The 22,893-nt window shown below is 68.6% G+C and carries 21 protein-coding genes and 1 tRNA gene; 10 read left to right on the top strand and 12 right to left on the bottom strand.

Translation table 11 applies throughout. The annotated features are described in order from the left end of the window. Positions 1-14: 14 nt before the first annotated feature. From ACQFZP_RS07920 to ACQFZP_RS07900, 5 genes are all read left to right on the top strand, one after another. Positions 15-956 (top strand): LysR family transcriptional regulator, encoded by a 942-nt coding sequence (locus tag ACQFZP_RS07920; protein WP_211890951.1) that lies wholly within the window; start codon positions 15-17, stop codon positions 954-956. A 133-nt stretch (positions 957-1,089) separates the two neighbouring features. Then, positions 1,090-1,485 (top strand): DUF1016 N-terminal domain-containing protein, encoded by a 396-nt coding sequence (locus tag ACQFZP_RS07915; RefSeq protein ID WP_249312328.1) that lies wholly within the window; start codon positions 1,090-1,092, stop codon positions 1,483-1,485. Next, positions 1,428-1,892, top strand: coding sequence for a PDDEXK nuclease domain-containing protein (locus tag ACQFZP_RS07910; protein WP_307852826.1), 465 nt, complete (start codon positions 1,428-1,430; stop codon positions 1,890-1,892). Before ACQFZP_RS07915 ends, ACQFZP_RS07910 begins: the two co-directional genes overlap by 58 nt. A gap of 196 nt (positions 1,893-2,088) precedes the next feature. Further along, complete coding sequence (locus ACQFZP_RS07905) at positions 2,089-2,352, top strand: type II toxin-antitoxin system Phd/YefM family antitoxin (RefSeq protein ID WP_104252159.1); 264 nt, start codon at positions 2,089-2,091, stop codon at positions 2,350-2,352. After that, positions 2,349-2,606, top strand: coding sequence for a type II toxin-antitoxin system RelE family toxin (locus tag ACQFZP_RS07900; protein WP_104252160.1), 258 nt, complete (start codon positions 2,349-2,351; stop codon positions 2,604-2,606). The genes ACQFZP_RS07905 and ACQFZP_RS07900 overlap by 4 nt, the downstream gene beginning before the upstream one ends. Positions 2,607-2,715: 109 nt before the next feature. Here ACQFZP_RS07900 and ACQFZP_RS07895 read toward each other — a convergent pair whose 3' ends face one another. Both ACQFZP_RS07895 and ACQFZP_RS07890 read right to left on the bottom strand, forming a co-directional pair. Next, the gene (locus ACQFZP_RS07895; protein ID WP_211890949.1) at positions 2,716-4,362 is read right to left on the bottom strand and encodes an amidohydrolase; all 1,647 of its coding nucleotides are present in this window, start codon (positions 4,360-4,362) and stop codon (positions 2,716-2,718) included. Continuing rightward, positions 4,359-5,621 (bottom strand): MFS transporter, encoded by a 1,263-nt coding sequence (locus ACQFZP_RS07890; RefSeq protein WP_211890947.1) that lies wholly within the window; start codon positions 5,619-5,621, stop codon positions 4,359-4,361. The genes ACQFZP_RS07895 and ACQFZP_RS07890 overlap by 4 nt, the downstream gene beginning before the upstream one ends. Before the next feature lie 215 nt (positions 5,622-5,836). On the opposite strand from ACQFZP_RS07890, the gene ACQFZP_RS07885 reads away from it, so the two are divergent. The 3 genes from ACQFZP_RS07885 to ACQFZP_RS07875 all read left to right on the top strand — a co-directional run bounded on the left by ACQFZP_RS07885 (position 5,837) and on the right by ACQFZP_RS07875 (position 8,920). Next, the gene (locus ACQFZP_RS07885; RefSeq protein WP_211890945.1) at positions 5,837-6,451 is read left to right on the top strand and encodes a TetR/AcrR family transcriptional regulator; all 615 of its coding nucleotides are present in this window, start codon (positions 5,837-5,839) and stop codon (positions 6,449-6,451) included. A gap of 151 nt (positions 6,452-6,602) precedes the next feature. Continuing rightward, the gene (locus ACQFZP_RS07880; protein WP_211890944.1) at positions 6,603-7,265 is read left to right on the top strand and encodes a hypothetical protein; all 663 of its coding nucleotides are present in this window, start codon (positions 6,603-6,605) and stop codon (positions 7,263-7,265) included. After that, positions 7,262-8,920 (top strand): polysaccharide deacetylase family protein, encoded by a 1,659-nt coding sequence (locus ACQFZP_RS07875; RefSeq protein WP_211890942.1) that lies wholly within the window; start codon positions 7,262-7,264, stop codon positions 8,918-8,920. The genes ACQFZP_RS07880 and ACQFZP_RS07875 overlap by 4 nt, the downstream gene beginning before the upstream one ends. A gap of 43 nt (positions 8,921-8,963) precedes the next feature. Here ACQFZP_RS07875 and ACQFZP_RS07870 read toward each other — a convergent pair whose 3' ends face one another. Both ACQFZP_RS07870 and ACQFZP_RS07865 read right to left on the bottom strand, forming a co-directional pair. Next, positions 8,964-9,356: a DUF1801 domain-containing protein gene (locus ACQFZP_RS07870; protein ID WP_211890940.1), complete on the bottom strand. Its 393-nt coding sequence runs from the start codon at positions 9,354-9,356 to the stop codon at positions 8,964-8,966. 68 nt (positions 9,357-9,424) lie between these two features. Continuing rightward, on the bottom strand, positions 9,425-10,207 hold the full coding sequence (locus tag ACQFZP_RS07865; RefSeq protein ID WP_211890938.1) for a glucose 1-dehydrogenase: 783 nt from the start codon (positions 10,205-10,207) through the stop codon (positions 9,425-9,427). Positions 10,208-10,360: 153 nt separating this feature from the next. Between ACQFZP_RS07865 and ACQFZP_RS07860 the strand changes: the two genes are divergently transcribed. Both ACQFZP_RS07860 and ACQFZP_RS07855 read left to right on the top strand, forming a co-directional pair. After that, a complete protein-coding gene (locus tag ACQFZP_RS07860) occupies positions 10,361-11,464 on the top strand; it encodes a glutathione S-transferase family protein (RefSeq protein ID WP_211890936.1) in 1,104 nt (367 codons plus the stop codon). Beyond that, positions 11,461-11,973 carry a mycothiol transferase gene (locus ACQFZP_RS07855; protein ID WP_211890934.1) on the top strand — a complete coding sequence of 171 codons (513 nt, stop codon included), beginning with the start codon at positions 11,461-11,463 and terminating at the stop codon, positions 11,971-11,973. Before ACQFZP_RS07860 ends, ACQFZP_RS07855 begins: the two co-directional genes overlap by 4 nt. 96 nt (positions 11,974-12,069) lie before the next feature. On the opposite strand, the gene ACQFZP_RS07850 is transcribed toward ACQFZP_RS07855, so the two are convergent. From ACQFZP_RS07850 to ACQFZP_RS07815, 8 genes are all read right to left on the bottom strand, one after another. After that, positions 12,070-13,446 carry a sodium/glutamate symporter gene (locus tag ACQFZP_RS07850; RefSeq protein ID WP_307852789.1) on the bottom strand — a complete coding sequence of 459 codons (1,377 nt, stop codon included), beginning with the start codon at positions 13,444-13,446 and terminating at the stop codon, positions 12,070-12,072. 64 nt (positions 13,447-13,510) lie between these two features. Next, positions 13,511-14,413, bottom strand: a complete 903-nt coding sequence (locus ACQFZP_RS07845) for a LysR family transcriptional regulator (RefSeq protein WP_211890932.1) — start codon at positions 14,411-14,413, stop codon at positions 13,511-13,513. Continuing rightward, on the bottom strand, positions 14,410-15,531 hold the full coding sequence (gene solA / locus ACQFZP_RS07840; RefSeq protein WP_211890930.1) for an N-methyl-L-tryptophan oxidase: 1,122 nt from the start codon (positions 15,529-15,531) through the stop codon (positions 14,410-14,412). Before solA ends, ACQFZP_RS07845 begins: the two co-directional genes overlap by 4 nt. 117 nt (positions 15,532-15,648) lie before the next feature. Then, positions 15,649-16,545, bottom strand: a complete 897-nt coding sequence (locus ACQFZP_RS07835; RefSeq protein WP_211890928.1) for an aminoglycoside phosphotransferase family protein — start codon at positions 16,543-16,545, stop codon at positions 15,649-15,651. An 80-nt stretch (positions 16,546-16,625) separates the two neighbouring features. Further along, positions 16,626-16,699, bottom strand: a tRNA-Pro gene (locus ACQFZP_RS07830). A gap of 85 nt (positions 16,700-16,784) precedes the next feature. Then, the gene (locus ACQFZP_RS07825) at positions 16,785-19,313 is read right to left on the bottom strand and encodes a transglycosylase domain-containing protein (protein ID WP_104312871.1); all 2,529 of its coding nucleotides are present in this window, start codon (positions 19,311-19,313) and stop codon (positions 16,785-16,787) included. A gap of 4 nt (positions 19,314-19,317) precedes the next feature. Then, positions 19,318-20,301 carry a metallophosphoesterase gene (locus ACQFZP_RS07820; RefSeq protein WP_146080837.1) on the bottom strand — a complete coding sequence of 328 codons (984 nt, stop codon included), beginning with the start codon at positions 20,299-20,301 and terminating at the stop codon, positions 19,318-19,320. 33 nt (positions 20,302-20,334) lie between these two features. After that, positions 20,335-22,857, bottom strand: coding sequence for a transglycosylase domain-containing protein (locus tag ACQFZP_RS07815; protein WP_211890926.1), 2,523 nt, complete (start codon positions 22,855-22,857; stop codon positions 20,335-20,337). Positions 22,858-22,893 lie beyond the last annotated feature (36 nt).

Raw genomic sequence — 22,893 nt, 5'->3', positions numbered from 1 at the left:
TATAGTTTTGGGCTATGAGTCGGCGATCGAACGGCGTGACCTTGCAGCAGCTCCACTACTTCGTGGAGGTCGCCGCGGAGCGCTCGATCAGCGCCGCCGCTGACGTCCTCTTCGTCGCCCAGCCGACGATGTCGGCGGCGATGAAGGACCTCGAGTCGCGCGTGGGCCGCGCCCTCCTCGTTCGGTCGGCGCGCGGCGTCTCGCTCACCACTGACGGCACCGAGTTCCTCCGGTATGCGAAGCAGGTGGTCGAGCAGATGGCGCTCCTCGAGCAGCGGTATCTGGGTCGTCCGCCGTCGCGGCGTCTGCTCGGGGTGTCGGCGCAGCATTACTCGTTCGCGGTGGATGCGTTTGTGCGGATGGTGAAGGCGACCGGGGCGGCAGAGTACGAGTTCTCGCTGCGCGAGACCCGCACGTGGGAGATCATCGAGGACGTGCGGACGCTCCGCAGCGAGCTCGGTCTCCTCTATCGGAACGACTTCAACGGGAACGTCATCGACAAGCTGCTGCGGGATTCAGGCCTGGTGTTCCATCCGCTGTTCCTCGCGCAGCCGCACATCTTCGTCTCGCGGCGGAACCCGCTCGCGTCCCGGAAGCGCGCGACGCTCGACGACTTGGCTGACCTGCCCAGGCTCACGTTCGACCAGGGTGCGAACAACTCGTTCTACTTCGCTGAGGAGATCCTCTCGACCCTCTCGAGCAGACGGGAGATTCGCGTCTCCGACCGGGCGACGATCTTCAACCTCATGATCGGCCTCGACGGCTACACCATCTCGACCGGCATCATCAGTGATGACCTCGATCCCGGCATCGTCGCGGTGCCGCTGGACGTGGATGAACGCATCGAGATCGGCTGGATCGGCCACTCCGCGATCCCCCTCACCGAGCAGGCGCAGCGGTACCTCGAGGAAGTGCGGGCGGTCGTCGCGGAGTCGGGGGTGGAGTTGCTCGGGTAGGGGGAGTGTCAGGGGTGCTCCGGAATTCGCCAACAGGCTGTTGGCGGATCGCGCCGATGAGGCGTGGTTTTGTCGGTGGGGCAGCGGTGTGCTGGCCCGGTTCGCGGCGGATCTTCGCGCCGAGTGCCCCACGATGAAGGGCTTCTCGAAGTCGAACCTGAAGTATGCGCGTCGGCTCGCGGAAGCCTGGTCGAGCGAGGATCGAATTCGCCAACAGCCTGTTGGCCAATTGCCTTGGAGCCACACCATCCAGCTCCTGGACAAGCTCGACGACCAACGCCTTCGCGACTGGTACGCCGCCCAGGATGCCCACCATGGGTGGAGTCGGGCGGTTCTGCAACACCAGATCGCGGCCCGTCTGCACGAGCGGGCTGGAGCCGCGCCATCCAACTTCGGGTCAGCGCTGAAACGCGCCGACTCTGAGCTTGCCCAGCAGCTCACCAAGATCCGTATGCCCTCGACTTCCTTGCGATCGACTCGGACGCGAGCGAGCGCGAACTTGAGGAGCGGCTCACGCTTCGTGTCGTAGAGACGCTCCGTGAACTCGGCTCGGGGTTCTCCTTCGTCGGCAGGCAAGTGCACTTCGAAGTGGACGGCGACGACTTCTACGTGGACCTGCTGTTCTTCAACTGGCAGCAAGTGCGATTCGTGGTCGTCGAGTTGAAGACAACGAAATTCGACCCGCGTGACGCCGGACAACTCGGCTTCTACGTTGCGCTCGTGGACGAGCAGATGCGGATCCCCGAGTTACATGCCTCCACTGTCGGCATTCTGCTCGTGGCGGACAAGAACGAAACGGTCGTCAAGTACTCACTGGCCGGTTCGAAGCAACCGGTCGCTGTCAGTCGATACGTGCTGTCGCCCGCCGACCAGGCGGCGCTGCCAGCTGAGGAGGCTCTGACGAGGATTGCGATCGACGTAGCCGAGAACGACTAGATTCAGGCACTCAACTCCGCGATCCCCCTCACCGAGTAGGCGCAGCGGTACCTCGACGAGGTGCGGGCGGTTGTCGCGGAGGCGGGTGTGGAACTGCTCGGGTAGGGGCAACCTCAGATCGCTTCCCAGGTCTCGAACTTTCAGTGCATTATCGCGCACTCTGTACGTTTTCTTCGATTCGACGTACGCTGTCCCCATGAGTCAGATCGCTATCACCGATGCCCGTGCTCGCCTGGCCTCGATCATCGACGACGCGCGCCTCGAGCCCGTGTACCTGACTCGGCGGAACCGGCCCGTCGCGGCCGTGATCGACGCCGCCCAGTTGCAGCAGCTCCTCGAGGACGCAGAGGAACTCGCGGACATTCGAGCAGTGGACGCTGCGTGGGAAGAGACCGAGGCGCTGGGGGAGGAGCCGATTCCGTGGGATGCCGTCAAGCGTGACCTCGGCCTCGCTCTGTGAGCTACCAGATCCTGGTCCTCCCGGCGGCGGCCAGAGCCATCAAGAAGCTCCCGCCGGAAGCGAAGCGTCGCATCCAGGCCGCGGTCGAGCTGCTCGCGGAGGACCCACGACCACCTGCCGCGAAGAAGCTCACCGGACGCCCTGAGTGGCGCGTTCGGACCGGTGATTACCGCGTGCTGTATCGCATTCAGGACGACGTCTTGACCGTGGTGATCGTTCACGCTGGCCACCGGCGTGAGGTCTACGACAAGTAGGCGGGGCGAGTACTCGCTCCTGTGCGCACACTTGGGGCGGCCAGCGCTGCTTCCCGTGTGGTCCTGACCCCGTTTCTGCGTGATCACCTGTCCTCGGTTAGGCGCGACCTCACGCCTCGAACGTCACCCGCCCGCCGACAACCGTCAGCACCGTCCGGGCTGTGAGCAGGCTCGCGGCGGGCTCGCTCAGCACGTCCGTGTCGACGACGAAGAAGTCGGCAGCGAAACCCTCGCGGATCTTGCCCCGCCAGCTCGCGTCACCAACCGAGGCTGCCGCATCCCGCGTCGCGTGCACGATCGCGCGCTCGATCGGCACCGTGCGCCCAAGTACCTGCGCGGCAGGGAAGGCAGGGTCGAGCGCCGACTCGCGGGTCGCTGCGACGTAGAGGTTCGCGAGCGGACCGTAGGGAGCGGTGGGCGCATCCGTCGAGAACGCGAGCGTCGTCTGCGCGTCCTCGTACTCGTGCCACGCGAAGCCGCGCTCCACACGGTCGTCGTCGAGCTGCGCGATCCAATTGCTGAGGATCGCGGGGTCGGCGTGCACGGGCTGCATGGATGCGGTGACGCCGAGGTCGGCCATGCGCTCCGCCGTGCCGGGTGCGGCGTACTCGAGGTGCTCGATGCGGTGCCGACGCCCGATGTCGCCGTTCGCCTCGAACGCGTGCTCGAGCGCATCCAGCGCCATCGTGCTCGCGGCGTCTCCGATGGCGTGCATCGCGATCTGCAGGCCAGCCGCATCAGCGGCCGCGACCACGGGGAACAGGCGGTCCGCCGGCCAGATGGCATCGGCGTTCGACCCGTCCGAGTACGGCTGGCTCATCGCCGCCGTGCAGGCGTCGATCGTGCCGTCGAGGATGAGCTTGATGCCGACGACCCGCAGCCACGGCGACACGTGTTGCTCCGCGAGCGCCCTGGCGCGCTCGACCTGCTCGAGGTTCGCCGCATCGTCGTCGGCATTGGACACGAGCCAGTGCGCGGCGATCCGCAGCGGAAGCTGGCCGTCACGGCGGTCGGCGGCGCGCTGCAGCGCATCGAGTGCGACCTCGTTGAGGGCCATGTCGACGACTCCCGTCACCCCGGCCTCGCTGTAGGCGGCGAGCACGCGTTCAACGGCGGCGTCGCGGTCGGCGTCGGTCATCGCGAGGTCGCGCTGCACCCACGCGTACTCGACCGCGGCGGTCTCGTAGAGCATGCCGTTCGGCTCGCCGTCGACGTCGCGCTCGATGCGGCCGCCGCTCGGGTCCGGCGTCTCACGAGTGATGCCGAGCTCGCGCAGCGCCGCGCTGTTCACCCAGCACGAGTGGTAGTCGTTGGCGTCGAGGTACACGGGCACATCGGCCACGACCTCGTCGATCATCGCCGCTGTCGGGGCGCCGCCGGGGATCGAATCGAAGAGCCAACCCCGACCCCGAAGGACCCTCGCATCCGGGTCAGCGGCCCGAGCCTCCGCGAGCAGGCGCTGGACCTCGGCGAGATCGCGCGCGTCCGTGAGCCCGACCTGGCCAAGCGCCTCGCCCATCATGACGAGGTGCGTGTGCGCATCCGTGATGCCGGGGAGCACCAGCTGCCCGCCGAGGTCGACGGTCACGTCTGGCTCCGCAGCGAAGGCACGCGCATCCGCCTCGCCGCCGACGAACGCGAACTTGCCATCGCGCACGACAAACGCGCTCGGGTCCGCGGCATCCGCGGCATCCATGGGGTCAGCGGATGCGGCGCCCTGGAAGACGCGGCCGTTCAGGTAGAGGGTGGTGGTCATACGAGTGCCTCCGCGGTGTTCGGGATGGATCGTTCGGTGCGAGTGGAGATGGCGGCGATGATGCCGGTCGGTACGGCGAGGACGAAGCTCGTGATGCCGAGCGCCAGCGTGAAGCCCTGCGCGCCGAGGAGCTCGCTCAGGCTGGCGCCGATGAGGGGCGTGAGGGCTGAGCCGACGAGGTACACCGACAGCAGGGGTCCCGACCAGCGGCCGCGAGCATCCAGCGCCGCCGCCGTCGACAGGAAGTACATGAACGCGACGGCGTAGATCGAGTTCCAGGCGATGAACGCCACGATGAGCGCCGTCTCGTCGGTGAGATTGCCCTGCACGATCTTGAGGATGCCGCCCAGCACCAGTAGGACAACAAGCGGGACGGCACGGCCGAGGCGGCTGCCGACCGCCATGAGCGCGAGCGAACCGAGGAGCCCACCGGCGGTGGCACCGGAGAGGGCGATGCCCAGCCCCTCCGGCGTCAGGCCGCTGGTCTCCGCGCCGATGATGCCGATCATCGCCCAGAGCGAGTCCTCACTGACTGCCCAGAACGCAAAGACGATGAGGAGCCCGAAGCCGCTGATCGTGAGGAGGCGCGAGGGCGCGGCGCTCTGCGTGCGGATCGTGCCGGTCGGCGGGATCTCGATGGGCATGGCCTCACCCGTGGCGGCCCCTGCTGTTCCGAGGCTGGCGCCCTGGTCGAGGATGGGCGCGCGGGGGAGCCACGTCGTCACGACCAGGCCGATGGCTGAGAAGAGCGCCAGCGCGCCGAAGACGTTGAGGGGCGCGAGTCCGAGGATGGGGAGGACTGCGAGGACGATCGTGATGACGCCTCGGTTCGCGAAGCCGTTCCAGCCCGCAACGCGGTCTGGGTTCCGGAACGACGCCATCGCCGCCCCCGCCGAGGCCACGGCGCCGCCCGCTCCGATGCCGCCGATCAGCAGCCCGGGAATGGTGAGCGCCGGGACGAGGGCCGCAGCGAGGAAGCCGAGCGTCGCGATGCCGAGCCCGATGCGGGCGACCTGGTGGCGGCGAGCCCCGGCGCAGAGGCCGGCGGCGGCAAGGCCTGCGAGGGCGGTCAGGAGGAGCGTGCCCGTGACGAGCCAGCTCGCGGCGAGGACGTCGAGGCCAACCGCATCCTGCGCCGCGCTGATCATGTAGGGCGACAGGTTCACGGCGAGGTAGCCCGCGATCGCGATGGCGAACGTCGCGGAGGCCGGCGCGAAGCGCAGGGGCACCCGGGTGCTGAGTTCGGCTGCAGTTGTCATGGGGCTCCAGTGGGGTCTGGGCTCGGCCGGGGCCGGGTCGCTGCGTGCAGAGTCGTGATGCGTCGTGGAGACGAACGTTTGGCGAACACCATTCGCCAGCGAATGGTGTTCGCTAGTATGCACGGAGACGGGCTCGAGCGGTAGTCATCCCGAACATTTTCCTCGAATGCCCGAATCGGGATGCACAACGTCGCAGCGCGCGAAGGAGCGAGTGGATGGACGGACGCAGGATCGTGGGCCTCACGCCGACCCTCATCGCGGACGCCGGCCTCGAGCTGGTCGAGGGAGGCGAGCCGTTCGGCGTCAACGCCATCGCCCGCAACCTGGGCGTGCGGCCATCATCGCTGTACAAGCACGTCTCCGGGCTCGACGACATCGTCGAGCTCATGCGTGGCCGCCTCGTCGAGCGGTATCGCACGCTGCCCGCCGATCAACCGTGGGACGCGTTCGTGGAGGATGTCGTGCGCCGACAGCGGCGCATGTACGCCGACCATCCGGCGCTCCTCCCCTTCCTCATCGGGAAGACCATCACGAGCCCAACCGTGATCGACGCCTACGACGACCTCGCCGTGGCGCTGCAGTCCGGCGGATTCCCCGACGACGAGATCCTCACCCTCGTCGGCATGATCGACGCGTTCGCGCTGGGTTTCGGCCTCGAGCTTGCCTCGCCGGAACAGGTCTGGCAGCCGGAGGCGCCCACCCAGCTCTTCGGGAAGCTCCTCGCCGGCTCCCGATCGGGGCCAGAACGCGTCGAGCGCTCGTTCGAGCTGGCCCTCGGTGTCCTCCTCGCCGCCCTCCGAGACCGCCTCCCCGCGGGCGACCAGGAGTGAGTTGTGGTCGCTCCCGCGCCGGTGAAGCGACCACAGGTCCGCCCCCGGCGCAGCGAGGGGCACGAACTTCCGCGTGAGAGCCGATCGGAAGCGCGCTCGAGTCAGTAGCCTGGGTGCATCCGTCCGCGCCCCCGACAGTCCGGAGCCTCCGATGACGACCCCGCATCACGCCGCCCCCGAGCGCACGCGCAGCAGCCCCTGGTTGTACGTCGCGCTCGGCGTCGTGCTGGTCGCTGCGCTCGCGGTGCTCGGGTTCTTCTTCGGCGGCTCGCTGCTCACGCAGATGACGAGCCGAGCGGCGGAAGCCGACGAGACGGTCGCCGTGGGCGGCGAGGAGACGGGAGTCTCGGTCGTCGCGCCGACCGGGTGGGTCATCGTGCCCCACTACTTCGGAACAGACGTCGTCACGCTTCGCAGCCCGGATGCGCGCCTCGAGATCACCCTGCGGGTGCCGGCGCAGCCGCTGTCCATGGTGGATGCCTCCGACGCCGCAGCCGTGGAGGCCGCCGAGTCGCTCGTGCGCGACGGCGAGGTGCCCGAGGGGGCTCTGACCTCCGGGCTCGGCAGCCTGTTCTGGATCGACGAGGCCCCGAAGGACGGGCTCTCGGTTCGCCACGGCAGCTACGAGTACGGGCAGCCCGCCGCCGAGGGGCAGGGCGCACCCGGTGTGATGGTCGGGGCCGCGGCCGTGTCGAGCCCGGGCGCCGTCTCGCCGAACGCGTCGGTGCAGTTCAGCGCCAGCGCCGACGACCTCGACCGCTACCGCCCGGCCATCGCCCAGATCCTCGAGAGCATCGGCGGGCCGGTCGCATGACGGATGCGACCCGACAGCGCTCCAAGCGGCGCCCCGTCCGCCGCCTTCTCGGCGTCGCGATGCTCGGCGTTGCCACCTTCGCGCTCGCGGCCTGCACGCCAGCACCCGATATCGCCTGGCAGCCGCCCGTGCGCGCCGCCGTCACGAGCTTCGACGAGACCACCGGCGACGTCGCCGGTGCGGAGGCTGGCGCGACCCCGCTCGATCACTACCGCATCCGCGATTCGGCGCCGGCGGTGGACGCGAGGTGGACGGAGGTGCCGGGCCAGACCGACCTGAACACGCGCATCCGCTCGCTCGTGGTCGACACCGTCGGCGCGTTCGCCTCCCGCCTCGGCACGGTCTACGAGCCTGAAGCCGCTGCTGCCGGCGCCGGCCTCGGCAGTCGCGGTTGCGAGGCGGGCTCGAGCAGCACGCTCGCCGCGGAAGTGCTCGCGCAGGGAGGCGCCACCGAAGGGGAGGCGCTGGTCATCACCTGCGAGATCGTGGTGGCGAGTGGCAGCGAGTTCGGTGAGCGCGTGCGCGTCGTCGAGGGCACCGTCGGCGCGACGCCGGCCGTGACCCGCGACGAGAGCTTCGTGTTCTTCGCCGACACGGCCACGGCGCAGCAAGCAGGCGGGGCCGACGTCATCACGGCAGACGCGGCGCTCTCGATCTGGAACGAGCTCGTGCTCGCCGCGCGCCGCGAGCTCGGAGCGCTCTGGGACACGCAGGTCGCGCCGCCGAGCGAGACCAACGCCGCCGTGCTCGCGCAGGGCTTCGCCGACGTCACGCCGACGCCAGACGGCGGGCTGCGCATAGGCATCCCCGCCGGGCTGCTCACCCCCGAGATGGATGTGTCGGGCGGCGCGGACGCGGCCCCGCCGATCTCCCCGGACGGCGAGACGACGCTGGTGGTCGGCGAGCCGATCTCGCACCGCTTCCCGAGCATCCACATCGCACCGGATGCGGCGGCCCCCATGCTCACGGACCTCGGCCGCGAGCTCGTCGCGGCCTCTGCGACGCCGCAGCCGCTGCTCGCTGGCGAACGGCCGCTGGCGGGGGAGCGCGATGTCAACTGCGAGCTGTTCGCGTGCGTCGCCCTCACCTTCGACGACGGACCAGCGCCGATCACGGAGACACTGCTCGGGCAGCTCCGCGAGCAGGACGCGACCGCCACCTTCTTCCTCGTCGGCCCGAACGTGCAGCGCTATCCGGAGATCGCACGTCAGATCGACGACGACGGGCACCAGCTCGGCAACCACTCGTGGTCGCATCCGCAGTTCACGACCCTCGACGACAAGAAGATCGAGGAAGAGGTCAAGAAGACGAACGACGCCATCCTCGCCGCGACCGGCGAGCGGCCGAGCGTCTTCCGGCCCCCGTACGGCGACGTCGACGCGCGTGTGCTCACGAAGGTCGGCATGCCCTCGATCCTCTGGGACATCGACACCCTCGACTGGGAGGGGCCGCCGCACGAGACGATCGTCGATCGCGGAGCGAACGAGGCCGAGGCGGGCTCGATCATTCTCATGCACGACATCCACGACTCGACGGTGGATGCGGTGCCCGAGATCCTCACGGGCCTGCACGACCGGGGGTTCGTGCTCGTCACCATCGACCAGATCTTCGGCGGCGTCCCGGCCGCGGGGAACAGCTACACCTCGGCGCGCTGATCGGCGCCGCTCTGGGGTCGCACGCTGCAGGGTCCGTGGTCGGTCAGGCCTCGACCTGCTCGGCCCAGGACCGCACGATGTCGGCCAGCGCCTCGCGGGCGTCCTCGAACTCGGCGAGGCTCGAGAACGACGCGACGGCCCGGTTCAGGCCGGGCCACGTGAGCAGCTTCGGGGGAGCGGAGACCACGATCTCCGGGTGCTCGGGCTTCACCTTCGCGCCTGTGTGGAGCACGAGCTGCACGGCGCTCGGCCGCCGCAGGTTGAGGGTGGCGAAGTCGTCGGCGACCTCGTAGTTCGGCGCCTTCCACTTGATGCTCTCGACGACGGCGGGATGCGCGTCGAGAAGCAACTCGCGCAGGCCAACCGCGACGTCCTTCAGCGGATGCTCGAGCTCGGCGAAGTAGGCGTCGACGTCTGGGGACGGGGCAGCGGTCATGCCGTCAGCGTAGACCCGTGGCCTGCTGACGGTCGGGCCCGCCGCCCCGTTCCGAGATCGGCGCCCGGCTAGTACTTCGCGGACTGCCCGCCATCGATCGGCACGACTGCCGCGTTGATGTAGCTCGCGTCGTCCGAGAGGAGGAACGCGACGACGGCCGCGATCTCCTCCGGCTGTCCGTACCGCTTCGTCGGGTTGATCTGGATGAACTGCTCTGCCGCCTTCTTGGGGTTCTCGGCGTCGAGCTGACGCATGGAGTTCTCGACCATCGGGGTCCAGATCGCGCCGGGCGCGATGGCGTTGATGCGCACGCCGAACTGGCCGTACTCGACGGCCGAGTTGCGGGTCAGGCCGACGACTCCGTGCTTCGCGGCGGCATAGCCGGACTGGTTGCCGACGCCGCGGATGCCGCCGACGGAAGCCGTGTTCACGACGTAGCCGGAGCCCTGCTCGCGCATGACCTTGAGCACCTTCTCGAGACCGAGGAAGACGCCGCGGAGGTTGATGGAGATGACCCGCTCGAACTCCTCGGCGCCGAAGTCCTCGGTGAGGTTCTGGCGGCCCTCGATGCCGGCGTTGTTGAAGAAGCCGTCGATACGGCCGAAGCGCTCCACGGTGGCCGTGACGTACGCCTCGGTCTCGGCTTCGCTTGAGACGTCCGCGGTCGTCGTGAAGACCTCGGCGTCTGGCGCAGCTTCGAGGATGGCGGCCTTGCTCGCCTCGAGACCCTGCTCGGAGATGTCGACGAGCGCGAGCTTCCCACCCTCGCTCGCGACGCGGACGGCGGTCGCGCGGCCGAGGCCGGACCCTCCGCCAGTGATCAGAACGACCTTGTTGGTGAACCGGGACATGCTGCTCCTTCGTTGAATCGCATCGCCCGGCAGTCGCAGGACGACACTTTAGTTATGTCTTGGGCCAGTGAAATTATTCCCGCAGCCTGACGCCCCGCCAGCCCGCACCTCCGCCCCCAGGGAGCATCCACATCCGCTTCCTAGGATTGCGACATGACTCAGGCGACGCAGGATGCACGGCCAGACGGCGAAGAAGCGCGCGAAGAAGCGGCAGAGCAGGGCGTGTACTCGAAAGCGGGTCAGCCCTTCGACCGCGACACGAACTACATCGGCGACCGCATCACGAAGGATGCCCGCCCGGTGGGCGACGGCATCCAGACCTGGCCCGTCGAAGCCGGCCGCTACCGACTCGTCGTGGCCCGCGCCTGCCCCTGGGCGAACCGCGCAATCATCGTCCGCCGTCTCCTCGGCCTCGAGGACGCGATCTCGATGGGCGTCTGCGGACCCGTGCACGACAAGCGCTCCTGGACGTTCGACAAGGACCCGGACGGTCTCGACCCCGTGCTCCGCATCCCGCGCATCCAGGACGCCTACCTCACTCGCTTCCCCGACTACCCGCGCGGCATCACGGTGCCCGCGATCGTGGATGTGCCGAGCGGCGGAGTCGTCACCAACGACTACCCGTGGATCACGCTCGACTTCTCGACCGAGTGGACCGAGTTCCACCGCGACGGGGCGCCCGACCTCTACCCGGAGCCGCTGCGCGACGAGATGGACGCCGTCATGAAGCACATCTACACGGAGATCAACAACGGCGTCTACCGGTGCGGCTTCGCGGGCTCGCAGGAGGCCTATGACGAGGCCTACGACCGGCTCTTCTCTGCGCTCGACATCGTCTCCGAACGGCTCGAGACCCGCCGCTACCTCATGGGGGACACCATCACCGAAGCCGACGTGCGACTCTTCACGACGCTCGCCCGCTTCGACGCCGTCTACCACGGCCACTTCAAGTGCAACCGGCAGAAGCTCAGCGAGATGCCGGTGCTGTGGGCCTACGCGCGGGACCTCTTCCAGACCCCCGGCTTCGGCGACACCACCGACTTCGTCGACATCAAGCGCCACTACTACGAGGTGCACCGCGACATCAATCCGAGCGGCATCGTGCCAGCGGGCCCAGAGCTGCACAACTGGAACCTGCCGCACTTCCGCGAGCAGCTCGGCGGCTCCCCGTTCGGCGACGGTACCCCTCCGGGACCCAACCTCGAGCCCATCGAAGCGGGCCACGACCTCGTGCACCTCGGGCGGTCCCGCGCATGAGCGCGTCCGCGGTCGACGTGCTCGACGACTTCGCCGGGCGCCCCCTCGAGGCCGCCGAGCGCCTCGCCACCGAGCTGAGCCCCGACGCGCTCAACGCGCACCCGGGCGGGCACGACAACTCGATCGCCTGGCTGCTCTGGCACACGGGACGCGAGATCGACGCGCAGGTCGCCGGGCTCACCGAGGGTGAGGAAGTCTGGTCCTCGCAAGGATTCGACACCCGCTTCGGGCTCGACGAGCTGGGCGATTCAGTCGGATACGGGCACACGCCCGCCGAGGCGCGGGCCGTGGCCGTCGACGACGCGGCGCTGCTGCTCGACTACCTGCGTGCCGCGACGGATGCGCTGCGCTCGCACATCCGCTCGCTCGGCGCAGACGCCCTCGGTGAGGTCATCGACGAGGACTGGGACCCACCCGTCACGCGTGCCGCCCGCCTCGTCAGCATCATCGACGACGCTGCCCAGCACATCGGCCAGGCCGCCTACGCGGCAGGGATCCTGCGCGGCTGAGGATGCGCTCGGCGTATCCTCTCCGGATGGGTCGTTCTCACCCCGTCTCGACGCCCGAAACGGGGCGAGAACGACCCATCTGCGGGCGGAGTGCCCTCAGAACGTGGTCACCGCCTCGTTCGCCTCAGACCCAGTTCTGCCGCTCCCCTTGCGGCCGGTGAAGATCACGATCGCGCCTCCGATGGCCGCGACCAGCGCGATCGCACCCCAGATGCCGACCGCGAACCACGCGGCGCCGCCGATGACGAGCAGTGGGACGAACGTGATGGCGGCAACCTCGACGGGGACCACAGGCAGGTAGGCGATCGAGAAGTCCTCGAGTGTGCGCGACTTCATGCGGGGGTCGACGATGCGCAGCAGTGCGATGCCCGTCGCGACGGCGCCGGTCGCCCAGCCCCACGTGAAGAGCTGACGCTCGAACCAGCCGTCCTGCATGAGTCGCGGCGCCGCGAAGAACCCCAGGAACAGGCAGAAGGCGAGCCCGACGAGGAACAGGATGAGCAGCGCCAGCCAGTTGTCGGCGACGATGCTCGGCACGATCGACACCATGCCGCACACGACGAGGACGTCGGTCGCCGCGCCCGAGACCGAACGGAGCGAGTCGGGGTCGATGTACTTGCGGGTCTTGGTGACCGCCATGAGGCCCCGGAGCACGAGGCCGACGATGAACGCGATGGAGAAGAGCGGGAACGCAACCGCAGGGATGAGCTCGCCGAGCACCAGGTTGATGCCATAGGCGCCCGCGGCGACGGCCGCGACGATCGCCGCCTGGAATGCGAGCGACTCGATCGTGCCGCCTGAGAAGGTGTGCGTGCCGATCACGGGGCGCGCCTTGACCTGGTCGAGCACGCCCGTGCGCAGATCATCCGGCATGCCCTTCATGCCCGCGAACTCCTTCGCGTGGCCGCGCATCGCGCCGATCTTCGCCTGGATGATGCCGCCGACCACACCGACGAGCATGCCGACGGTCGCCGCCGTGAACGCGATCGACTGCACCTCCGGCTGCCCTGCATCCGCGAACACCGCCCCGATCGCAGCCGCAGAGCCGAAGCCGCCAGCCCAGCCTGCGAAGAGCATCAGGCCGATGCTGTCTGGCGCCCCGAGCAGCGGGCCGAGCAGGAGCAGCACGAGCACGAGGCCGATGACCACCTGCAGCGAGTACATGAGCACTCCGTAGGCGGCGAAGCCGGCCACGTTGCGGCCGATCTTGAAGATGTTGAAGTCATCGGTGAGCGCGAGGCACGCGAACACGATGACGATAAGCAGAGAGCCGTACGTGCCGAGCTGGTCGGAGAAGGGCAGCAGCCCGAACCCGTTCGGGCCGAGGAGCAGGCCGAGCGCACCCGCGATGACGGAAGCCGGGATCATCATGGTCTGCAGGGGCTTGATCGTGGCTCTCGCGAGCGTACCGATGATGAGCAGCATGCCGATGAGGCCTGCGTCGACGAGGAGAGCTTGAGGCGTGTACTCCACGGGGACTCTTTTCTGTGGTGGGGATCTTCGGCCCGGTCGACGGTGACCGGCTGGGGTGGTGTGGTCAGCGGATGAGGGCGTGCGCGGACGCCCAGGAACGGAGGGACGTGGCCAGCGGTTCGAGGAGGCCAAGCGGGTCGCCGGCGGTGACCCGAACGGCCAGGGGGTAGCTGTGCTCCGCATCCTGCAGCTCGCGGAACGCCACTCCGGGCCACGGATGCACCGCGAGGGACTGCGGGACGAGAGCGACCCCGAGCCCACAGCTCACGAGTCCGAGCATCGCCTGCTCGCTGGTCACCCGGGAGGCGATGCGCAACGGGTTGCCCGACCGGAGGAAGGCACCCACCGTCAGATCGAACGCGAGCGGAGCGCGGCCCCGGTCGAAGAGCACCAGGGGATGGTCGCGCAGCTCGTCGGTGGAGATCGCCTCCCGGCCTGCGAGCTCGTGTCCCTCGGCGACCGCGACGCAGAGGCGCTCGCGGAAGGCGACCACGTGCCGGTCGCTGTCGGGGGACAGGTCCCGGAGCAGGGCAACATCGAGGTCGCCGTCGTCGACAGACGCCGTCAGGTCCGCGTTGCTCCCGTCTGACACGTCGACGGCGAAGGGTGCAAGCGCTTCCGAGCGGATGAGCGCGGGCAGCGCGCTGGCGAACAGCGAGCTGACCGAGCCGATACGCAGCACCCGTGTCGCGGGCCGCTCGCTGGCTGCCGACGCGAGGCGCTGGAGACCCTCGGCGCGGCGGCGGATCTCGACGGCCTCCGGGTACAGGGCCTCGGCGGCTGGCGTCGGCGTGACATCGCGGCCGCCACGTTCGAAGAGCGTCACGCCGAGCTGGGTCTCGAGTGCGGCCACGGCCTGACTCACGGGCGATTGGGCCAAACCGAGTCGTTTGGCTGCGCGGGTGAAGCTGCGCTCCGTGTAGACGGCGACGAAGCAGCGCAGCTGCTTGAGGCTGATCTCGCTCATGCGGCGAACCGGTGCGGGGATAGGCGGGAGATGTCGAACTCGGGCGTGCGGCCCAGCGCGATGTCCGCGAGGAGGTCGCCGAAGGCGGGGGTGAGCTTGAACCCGTGCCCCGAGTATCCAGTGCCGACCGTGACCCGGTCGCTGATCCTCCCGATGACTGGGGTCTTGTCGGCGGTGAAGATGTCGGCGTGCACGGAGTGCTTCGCGATCCCGTCCGGAAGTCCGGAGATGAGGGTGTGAATGTCTCGCGAGATCTTCGCGCGTTCCGCGGCGCTCAACCGGCGTTCGAGGTGCGCAGGGGCATCGATGTCTCCCCACTTCGCGTCGTAGCCGGCTTTCACGAGCGAGCCGTCGAGCGTCGGGACGCCGAAGATGTGCACAGCGCCGTGGTCGCGGATGAACGCGGGGAAGACGGAGGGGTCGAAGTCGCTGGGGTTCTGCGGGGCGAACCAGGTGAGGGCGATGGGCTTGATCGTGAGGTGCCGGTCGAGGGTCGGCAGGAGCTTCGGGGTCCAGATGCCAGCCGAGACGATGACCTGCTTGGCCGTGAGCGTGCCCTCGGGGGTCACGACGCGGACAGCGTCACCGGTCTCCTCGATCGAGAGCACCGGCGAGTTGCCGCGGAGCTCGGCGCCGGCCGCGGTCGCGCGCCGTTGGATCTCGGTGACCGCCGATTCCGGTCGAAGCGCGCCGCCCAGCTCGTCGAGCACAGCGATCTCGTCGCTCAGCTCCTGGTGCTGCGGGTAGCGTGCCGCGAGTTCTGCGGTCGTGAACGTGGTGTGCGGGATGTCGGCCGCGGCGAGCGAACGACGGACCTGCTCCATGCGGGGGTCTGCCGGTGACCCAATCGAGAGCACCCCGGTCGGGTGGAAGATCGGAGCGAGGCTCTCGTCGGCGAGTTCCAGCCATGCTCGACGGGATGCGAGGAGCAGCGGCACGTAGTGGGCGCCCTCGTGGTACGCCGCGCGGAACAGACGGCTCTCGCCCGCGTAGGCCCCGTCGTCGTGGATGAGCGACTGCGCCTCGAGGCCGAGCACGCTCGCGCCGTTGCAGGCGAGGTTCCAGGACGCGTACGAACCGGCGGCCCCGAGGCCGATGACAATGACGTCTGCATCCATGCTGACGATCCTGCGACGATCTCGCTCGCGACACAAGACGTAAACAAGATGGGAGTCGAGAGTTTACAAACGAGAAACAGCTGACCGCCTCTCGGGTATCCGGCCGCGTGCGCGCACTCAGAGGTCCGACAGCGCCTTCGCGATGGCCAGGTGCATGGTCACGAGCGTCGGCCATCCCTCCTCGGCGACCTGGTGGGCGTTCAGCACGGCATGCGCGATGCACCACTCTCTTGCGTCGTCGAGGTCGATGCCGGCCTCGCCGCAGATGAGCTCGACTCGGCTCCGCACCTCGGCGTGCATGAGCGACCCGCCGCGGTAGTCCTCGACGCGGGTGCGCAGCGCCGGGTACACCTCGAAGCCGACCGGACCCGCCACGGGTTTCGGGTCGATCGCCAGCCACGGCTCCCGACCCGCCGCGAGCACGTTGCCGAAGTGCAGATCCAGATGCAGCAGCCTCGGCTCGTAGGGTCTGGAGTCGAACGTGTCGAGCGCCCGGTCCACCCAGCGGCGGGGCACCGACGGCGGATGCGCACGCAGCGGCTCGATCCACCCGCGCGCCTCCGCGCGGAAGTCGGGAACCGAGCGCGGGGGAGCGACGTTCAGCCGACGCAGCAGGCCGCCGATCACGAGGCACGCGTCATCGGTCTCGATCGCGTGCAGGTCTCGACCGGAGTCGAGGGACTCGAGAAGCAGCGCGAAGTCCGCGGGGTGGGCGGCCGCCAGCCGCACGATTCCTCCACCGTTCCAATGCCGCAGGCCGAGGTGCTCAGACGCCGCCTCCCGGTGCGGCCAGCTGAGCTTCAGCATCTGCGGCTCACCGCGCCGGGTGACCGGGATGACGATCGCGTTGTGCCCATTGCGGGCATCACCAGCCACCAAGAGATCCCAGGCGTCGAGCCGCTCGTCGATGAGCGAGGGCAGTCGGCGCAGCCAGGCGTCGCCGTCATCTCCGATGTCCGCGGGCCGCCCCGAGAGGCGCCGCACGAGGTCGTCCGGGATCAGCACTTCGCCCACGCGTTCGACATGCGCCGAAGGTACACCAGTCTGCGCGCGCAAAAAGGCCCGAGCTCGCATTGCGAACTCGGGCCTGTCTGTCGGGGTAGCGGGATTTGAACCCACGACCTCTTCGTCCCGAACGAAGCGCGCTACCAAACTGCGCCACACCCCGATCGCTCACCGCCGAGCGGCGAACTCCCCAAGAGTACCCGAAGCTGGCTCGCGCCGCCAACCGAGGGCGCGTGCCACGGAAACTTCTAGGGGCCAGACGAGACGAACAGGCGAAGCTGCCCGGTCGGCTCGATCGGCGTACCCGTTGCAGGATCCGTGCGAATCACCTGGCCGCTCGGAACGGTGGCGCTCGCCTCGGAGATGACGGTCACTGTTCCGGTGAACCCTGCACCCGCCAGAAGCGAGGTCGCCTCGTCCTGCGTCTTCCCGGTCACGTCCGGAGCCAGCAGGCCGGTCGTCGAATCATCGGGGAGCGCGGAGGGGTGGATGGTGACGGTCGTCCCCTTGTCGACACGCGTGTTCGCGGTCGGCAGGGTGTTCGCGACGCTTCCCGGCGACTGGTCCGAGTCGACCGAAGGGCCGATCGAGACGCCGAAGCCGAGGCTCTCGAGCACCTGGCGCGCCTCTTCCGTGGAGCGTCCCGTCAGGTCTGGGATCGTGGCGAGAACCAGGGCGTCCTCATCCTCGACGTACTCGGGGAAGTCTCCACCCCCGTAGGTGCTCATCGCGTGCCCGATGATGTCGTTGAAGAGCACGTGACGTGTCTGGCTTCCCGCCGCGAGCGGCAGGTCGACGTCGTACATCGGCAGGAGGCCGTTGGCGTTGCCGACCCAGACAGCGAGGCCGACCTTCGTCGTCGCCCCGACCATCCACGTCTGCAGGCCGTTGTCGGTGGTGCCCGTCTTGCCGATGAGCGGCACGATGCCCGGGTTCGACCGGGAGCCGGTGCCCCCGTTGACGACGCCAGCAAGGGCTTCGTCGACGCCGGCCGCGACCTGCGGGGAGACGGCCTGGATGCAGCGTGACTTGGGCCCGGTGACCTCGGTGCCGTCGGGCAGCGTGACGCGGTCGATGCCCGTGGGGGAGCAGGAGACGCCGTTGTTCGCGAGGCCGGACATGACGGTCGCCATGGACAGCGGCGCCATCTCGTTGGCGGCGCCCAGGATGGCGGCGGGAACGGACTGGTTGATGGCCCCGTCAGCGCGGTGGCCGCCGAGTGCCATCGCGGTGTCGCGGATGCGGCACTGGTCGAGCCGCTCGGCCATCGTCACGTAGGCGGTGTTGATCGACGACGCCGTCGCCGACTTCACGGAGACGGTGCCGACGCGCTGGCCGCTGTCGTTGGTCGGTGCCCACGGCCCGTCGGATTCGGCCTCGCAGGTGTTGGAGAAGTTCTCCAGGTAGAAGGTGCGGTTCTGGCCGGGCACCGAGGAGTAGAGCGACTTGCCCGACGCGATCCACTCGGCGAGCGTGAAGATCTTGTACGTCGATCCGGTCTGGAAGCCGGTCGAGCCGCCGTACTCGTAGTCCGCGTTGTAGTTCACGGAGGTGACGCCGGGCTGCTCCTGGTTCTCTGCGACCTCGCTGAACTGGGTGTTCTGCACCATCGCGAGGATGCGTCCCGTACCGTTCTCGACCATGGAGGCGGCAGCGCCGAGGTCGGTTCCCGGGTAGGTCGACGGCACGGCGTTCTGCATGGACTGCGTGGCCACGCTCTGCATGTCGAGGTCGAGGGACGTGTAGATCTTGTAGCCCTTGCCTGCGAGGTTGAAGTTGCGCTCAGCTTCGGTGGCGCCGAACGCCTCGTCTTGGAGCACGGACAGCTGCACGAACTTGCAGAAGTACTTGGCGTTGCCCTCCGCGAACTCGCAGCCGTGGTTCGGGTCCTTGACGTTCGGCTCGACGGGCAGCGCGATGGTGGCTTCGTAGGTCGCCTGATCGATGGCGCCTTCCTCCATCATGCGCATGAGGATGTAGTCGCGGCGCTCCTTGTTGCCCTCGATGTTCTCTTCGCGGTCGAGGCGGTAGGCGTTCGGCTCCTGCACGATGGCGATCAGGCTTGCGGCCTCCTGCAGGTTCAGGTCGATCGCCGGCTTGCCGAAGTAGCGCTGGGCGGCCGACTCGATGCCGTACGTGGTGCCGCCGAAGAGGGCGATGTTGAGGTAGCCCTGGAGGATCTCGTCCTTCGAGTACTGCTGCTCGACGCCGATGGCGAGGCGCATCTCCTGCAGCTTTCGCCCCGTGTTCGGGTCGGTCGCCTCGATGTAGGCCTTCTCGCTCTCGGCGGGGTCGAGGATGGCCTCGGCCTCCTGCACGCGCACGTTGCGGACCCACTGCATGGTGATGGTGGAGGCGCCTGCGGAGGCGTCGCCGATGACGGACGTGACGAGCGCGCGGGCCGCGGAGATGACGTCGACGCCGTCGTGTTCACGGAAACGCGGGTCCTCCACCGAGATCGCCGCGAGCGGAACCCATGGCGAGATCTTGTCGAGCGGCACCTCGACGCGGTTCTGGTTGTAGAACTGGGCGAACTTCACGTCCTGCCCGCCCTGCTTCGCGTAGAGCTCGGTGACCTGCTGGAGCTCGTTGATCTCCAGGTAGTCGGGGAGGCTCTCGAAGAGGTTGATCGAGCTGTTCTCCGCGATGTTGGCGACGGAGACGAGCGGAGTCACGAGCGCGGTGATCAGGACGGCGGCGAGGCCGCTCACCCCGACCAGGCCGAGGACGCGCGTCAACGGACCGCGCTTCCAGCTTCCACGTTTCTTTGTTGCCATGGCGTCACGATACCCGGGGTAGGAAGGTCAGGAGGGTCGCTTCCGGCGGGCACGCGAAACGCACGGGAGCGTAGATCGACGTGCCGAGGCCGGCGGAGACGTGGAGTGCGGCCGTGCGGCCGCGCGAGGTCCAGGCGCTCAGGCCCTTGACCTGCTCGCGTGGGATGTCGCAGTTGGTGACGAGTGCGCCGTAGCCGGGCACGCAGACCTGGCCGCCGTGGGTGTGACCGGCGAAGATCGCATCCGCGCCGAGGTCGACGAGGCCGCTGAGCACCCGCTGGTACGGGGCGTGCGCGAGCCCGATGGTGAGGTCCCAGTCCTGGCCCTCCGACGCTTCCCGCAGTGCTTTGCCCGCCGCCGCGAAGTCGTCGGCCTCGATATGCGGGTCGTTGACACCGAAGAAGCGGATGCGCCTGCCGGCGACCTCGAGCACGGCCGCCATGTTGTTGAGCGGCGTCCATCCGAGGCGATTGAAGTGCCCGGTGAGGGTCTTCGTGTCGAGGTGCGGGGCCTTCTTCGCGACGTGCGCGGAGCGACCGAAATAGGTGAACGGGTTCTTGAGCACGGGGCCCAGGTAGTCGTTCGAGCCGTAGACATGCACCGAGGGGATGCCCTCGAACGGCTCCAGCATGTGCGCGACCGTGGGGATGGCGTCGACGTGACCCAGATTGTCGCCGGTGCCGACGACGAGGTCGGGCTTCAGCGCGGCGAGGCCTCGCACGAAGTCCTGCTTCTTGCGCTGCCACGGCGCGACGTGGAAGTCGCTGAGATGCAGTACACGCAAGGGGGCCGAGCCTGGCGGCAGGATGCGCGACTCGACGCGGCGCAGGCGGAAGGCCCGGCGCTCGATCATCGTGCCGTATACGGCGGTCGCCGCCCCCACCCCGAGAAGGGTGAGGGCGACGGCGCTCGCGGCTCCGAGAGATGAAGAGCCTGGTCCGAGTCGGGAAGGTCTCCCGGAGCTCGAGGTGGCGACAGGATTCGCCATGGTGGAACTCGTTTCAGTCAGTGCGATGACCCGTTAGGGGCCGGAAGAGACGTAGACCTGGATGGACCCGGTGCGCTCGAGCTCCGCGCCGGGGGCCGGGTCGGTGCGGATGACCTGCCCGCTCGGGACTGTCGCGCTCTTCTCGGTCAGGATCGCCATCGTGCCGTTGAACCCCAGTTGGGAGAGGGTCGACTGCGCCTGTTCCTGAGTCTGGCCCGCGAGGTCGGGGGCGGCGAGGGCGTCCGACGTCGGCGCGGTGTCCGGTCCGCGCGACGGGTTGATCGTGATCGTCGTGCCCTGCGTGACGCGCGTGTTGGCGCTCGGCAGCGTGCTCGCGACAGTCCCCTCGGGCTGGTCGGACTCGACGGGGTTGCCGACCGAGACGCTGAAGCCGAGCCCCTCGAGCGACGTCTTCGCCTCTGCCGTCGACTTGCCGGCGAGGTCTGGGACCGTCACCTGCTCGTTCTGGACGGCGCTGCCGGTGGGCTCGGGGAACGAGTCGCCCCCGTAGACGCGCATCGCCTGCGCGATGACGTCGTTGAAGATGACGTGGCGGGTCTGGCTGCCGACGGCGCGGGGCAGGTCAACACCGTACATGGGCACCTGGCCGCTCGCGTTGCCGACCCAGACGGCGAGGCCGACCTTCGAGGTCGCGCCGACCATCCACGTCTGCAGGCCGCTGTCCGTCGTGCCGGTCTTGCCCATCAGCGGTGCGATGCCGGGGTTGGACGCGCTGCCGGTACCGCCGTTTGCAACGCCCTGGAGCGCCGAGGTGACTCCCGCGGCGACCTCGGGGGTGACCGCCTGGTTGCATGTCGACTTCGGTGCCTCGAGGGCGGAGCCGTCACGCAGCGTGATGCTGTCGATGGCGATGGGCGAGCAGGTGACGCCGCCGTTCGCGAAACCGGCTACCGCGGTCGCCATGGAGAGCGGCGCGATGGTGTTCGTGCCGAGCACGGCTGCCGGGTTCGACTCGTTGACCGCGCCGTCGGCACGGTGCGCGCCCATGGCCATGGCCGTGTCGCGGATGCGGCACTGGTCGAGCTGCTCAGCCATCGCCACGTAGGCCGTGTTGATGGACTGCGAGGTGGCCTGGCGGACGGAGACGTTGCCGACCTTCGCGCCACCGTCATTCGTCGGCGACCAGGAGCCGCCGTCGGCGCCGAGGCACGAGTTCTGGAAGTTGATGAGGTTGAACGCGCGGTCCTTGCCGTTGACCGACGAGTTGAGCGACTTGCCCGATGCGAGCCATTCGGCGAGCGTGAACATCTTGTACGTCGACCCGACCTGGAAGCCGGTGGAGCCTCCGTACTCGTAGTCGGTGTTGTAGTTCACCGAGGTGTAGCCGGGTTGGGCAGCAAGCTCCTCGGTGTCGCCGAAGGCGGTGTTCTGCACCATCATGAGCACGCGGCCCGTGCCCTCCTCGACCATCGAGGCAGCTGATCCCATGTCCATGCCCTCGACGTACGCGGGAACCGCGGAGGCCATCGAGGCCTGACCCTGCGCCTGCATGTCGAGGTCGAGGGTCGTCTTGATCTGGTAGCCCTTGGTCTGGAAGTTGAACTGCCGCTCTTCGTAGGTCTCGCCGAAGGCCGGGTCCTGCACCATGATGAGCCGGACGTAGTCGCAGAAGTACTGCGCGTTGCCCTCGGCCGCGCCGCAGCCGTGCCTCGGCTCGGTCGGGCGGGGCTCGACGGGCGTCGCGATGGTCGCCTCGTAGGTCGCCTGGTCGATCGCGCCTTCCTCCATCATGCGCATGAGGATGTAGTCGCGGCGGATCTTGTTCGCCTCGATGTTCTCTGGCACGTCGAGCCGGTAGGCGTTGGGCTCCTGCACGATGGCGATGAGGCTCGCCGACTCCTGCAGGTTCAGGTCGAGCGCCGACTTGCCGAAGTAGCGCTGCGCCGCCGACTCGATGCCGTACGTCGTTCCGCCGAAGAGGGCGATGTTGAGGTAGCCCTGCAGGATCTCGTCCTTCGAGAACTGCTTCTCGACGCCGATCGCGAGGCGCATCTCCTGGAGCTTGCGGCCCGTGGTGGTCTCGGTCGCCTCGAGGTAGGCCTTGTCGCGCTCCTCCTGGTTGGGGATCGCCTCGGCCGTCTGCACGCGCACGTTGCGCACGTACTGCATGGTGATCGTGGATGCACCCGCCGCGCCGTCGCCGATGACGGACTGCGCGAGAGCTCGTGCCGCGGAGATGACGTCGACGCCGCCGTGCTCACGGAAGCGCGGGTCTTCCACCGAGATGGCCGCTGCTGCGACGTACGGGGAGATCTGGTCGAGCGAGACCTCCTCGCGGTTCTGGTTGTAGAACTCGGCGAACTTCTGTCCGTTGGAGGCATACAGCTCGGTCTTCTGCTGCAGCGAGCCGATCTCGAGGTACGTCGGGAGGTTCTCGAACAGCGAGATGGTGCTGTTCGCGGCCACACCGGTGACGGCGATGAGCGGCGTGATCATGGCCGTGACGAGCACGCCCGCGACTCCGCTCATACCGAGCAGCCCTAGGAGGCCGCCCAGAATGTTGCGTTTGGGCGCCCCTGGATTCGTGACAGACATAGGATCAAGGGTAAGTCACACCCGCTCTCGGCGTCT

Source organism: Pseudoclavibacter sp. Marseille-Q434, assembly GCF_050315415.1.
GTDB lineage: Bacteria > Actinomycetota > Actinomycetes > Actinomycetales > Microbacteriaceae > Pseudoclavibacter.
This window is presented reverse-complemented; position numbering and strand designations above follow the sequence as displayed.